Origin of the sequence: Halomonas sp. (genome assembly GCF_031581305.1) — a bacterium.
Classification (GTDB): Bacteria; Pseudomonadota; Gammaproteobacteria; order Pseudomonadales; family Halomonadaceae; genus Halomonas.
The window spans coordinates 1-2,266 of sequence record NZ_JAVLBC010000194.1 but is presented as its reverse complement, the minus strand read 5'-3'; the positions used below and the strand labels follow the sequence as shown (position 1 = coordinate 2,266).

The following is a 2,266-nucleotide window of genomic DNA, read 5'->3' as shown; positions in this document are numbered from 1 at the left end:
GCCGACCTCCACGATGTCAACGTGGCGCTCTAACCAACTGAGCTATGGTCCTGCATCACCGCTACGGCATGACTTCGCCGTGGCAACGGATGCGTATTCTACCCATCCGGCCCGGAAATGCAAGCTCTGATGGCCACTCCGAGAGCTCGACATAACCCTTGGGGTCTGACCCCCAGGTCGTTTACTGCTCAGTAATATCAGAGGGTTGGCGCAACACGCTCGGCAGCGGGGTCAGACCCCAAGGGCGCGGCACCGTGCCCGAAGCCTTCCAAGGGCTACTCGGTACGGACCCGATCGACGGCTTCCTTCCAGCCGGAATAGAGACGCTCGCGCTCCGCCTCGTCCATCTTCGGCGTGAAGCGCTGCTCACAGCGCCACAGTTCGGCGATCTCGTCAAGGTCGCGATACCAGCCGAGCCGGAGACCGGCCAGGTAGGCGGCCCCCAGGGCCGTCGTCTCCATTACCGTGGGGCGATCCACCTCCACGCCGAGCATGTCGGCGAGGAACTGCATCACCCAGTTGTTGGCCACCATGCCACCGTCGACCCTCAGGTTGCCCGGTGATGCCCACATGTCATCATCCATGCAGACCTGCAGGTCGCGCGTCTGGTAACAGACCGCCTGGAGGCCGGCGGCGACGATCTCGGCGATACCCGTATCGCGAGTCAGGCCGAAGATGGCCCCGCGCGCCTTCGGATCCCAGTGCGGCGCCCCGAGGCCGGTAAAGGCCGGCACCAGATAGACGCTGTGGCCGCTGCGCGTCTGGCACGCCAGGGCTTCGGTCTCGGCGGCATCGGCAAACAGCTCAAGGCCGTCGCGCAACCACTGCACCGTGGCCCCGGCCACGAAGATGCTGCCCTCCATGGCGTAGGTCGGCTTGCCGTTGAGCCGATAGGCCACCGTGGTCAGCAAACGGTTACGGGAGGTCTCGGCGGTCCCTCCGGTGTTGACGATCATGAAGCAGCCGGTGCCATAGGTGCTCTTGCCCATGCCGGGGGAAAAGCAGGCCTGGCCGACCAGCGCGGCCTGCTGGTCACCGGCGACCCCGGCGATGGGCAACTCGCCGCCCAGCCAGCGCGCATCGACGCGGCCGAAGTCGTCGCTGGAATCCTTGACCTCCGGCAGCAGGCTCGCCGGGATGTCGAACAGGTCCAGCAACGCCTCGTCCCAGCGCTGTTCATGAATATTGAACAGTGCGGTGCGCGAGGCGTTGGTGGCATCGGTGGCGTGTACCCGGCTACCGGTGAGCCGCCAGATCAGGAAGGTGTCCACGGTGCCGAAGGCCAGCTCTCCCCGCTCGGCCCGCTTCCGGGCGCCGGGCACCTCATCGAGCAGCCAGCCAAGCTTGGTGGCAGAAAAATAGGGGTCGATCAATAGCCCCGTGCGTGCCTGGACATCCTCCATGTGGCCCGCTTCGCGCAGCTGCCGGCAGGCCTCGTCGGTGCGGCGATCCTGCCAGACGATGGCGTTGTGCAAGGGTTTGCCGGTGGCCCGATCCCACAGCAGGGTGGTCTCGCGCTGGTTGGTGATGCCGACTCCGGCGATCTCCTCGGGCGGCACGCCCGTCTCCTCGAGCACCGCACGGCAGGTGGTGAGCACGGTCTCCCAGATATCCTCCGGGTCATGCTCGATCCAGCCATCATGGGGAAAGTGCTGTGGGAACTCGCGCTGCGCCGTCGCAACGCTGCTCCCCTGGCGATCGAAGAGGATGGCGCGGGAGCTGGTGGTGCCCTGGTCGATGGCCAGGAGATATGAAGCCATGGCAATCATCCTGTTGTGGTTGTACTGGCGTGCGTCCGCTGTGCGACGACGAATCGGCCGTCCCCTCGGCCATGACGCGTGACGATACCCTTGACCTGGATACCCACCGCGCGCCCCTGCTGTCGGTCTTCGGTGGCAAGATCACTCCTATCGCAAGCTCGCCGAAGCCGCCCTGGCAATGCTCGAGCCCCATCTGCCGACGATGGCCAATACCTGGACGGCCGAGACAGTGCTACCGGACGGCAACATTGGCGATCAAGCCTCCTTCGAAGAACAACTGCTCGAGACCTATCCCTTCCTGGATGCCGTCCAGGCCCGACGCTATGCCGCGCCTACGGCACCCTGTGCCGAGCATTCCTAGACGGCCGGGACTCCCAGGCGGCGCTGGGCCAGGCGTTCGGCGCCGGGCTCACGGCCGCCGAGGCGGATAACCTCGTCGATCAGGAGTGGGCGCACTCCCTCGATGACATCCTGTGGCGGCGAACCAAGCTGGCCCTTCGACTCAC

The 2,266-nt window shown here is 65.8% G+C and carries 2 protein-coding genes; one reads left to right on the top strand and one right to left on the bottom strand.

The window, feature by feature from the left end; translation table 11 throughout:
• Positions 1 to 275: 275 nt before the first annotated feature.
• Positions 276 to 1,760: a glycerol kinase GlpK gene (gene glpK / locus RI841_RS13675; protein ID WP_310706184.1), complete on the bottom strand. Its 1,485-nt coding sequence runs from the start codon at positions 1,758 to 1,760 to the stop codon at positions 276 to 278.
• Positions 1,761 to 1,938: 178 nt separating this feature from the next.
• Here glpK and RI841_RS13670 point away from each other — a divergent pair, with 178 nt between their 5' ends.
• Positions 1,939 to 2,121 (top strand): hypothetical protein, encoded by a 183-nt coding sequence (locus RI841_RS13670; protein WP_310706183.1) that lies wholly within the window; start codon positions 1,939 to 1,941, stop codon positions 2,119 to 2,121.
• Positions 2,122 to 2,266 lie beyond the last annotated feature (145 nt).

Excerpts from the sequence above, each read along its gene's own strand:
- glpK (WP_310706184.1), bottom strand. The coding sequence starts at position 1,760 with ATGGCTTCATATCTCCTGGCCATCGACCAGGGCACCACCAGCTCCCGC.
- RI841_RS13670 (WP_310706183.1), top strand. The coding sequence starts at position 1,939 with ATGCTCGAGCCCCATCTGCCGACGATGGCCAATACCTGGACGGCCGAG.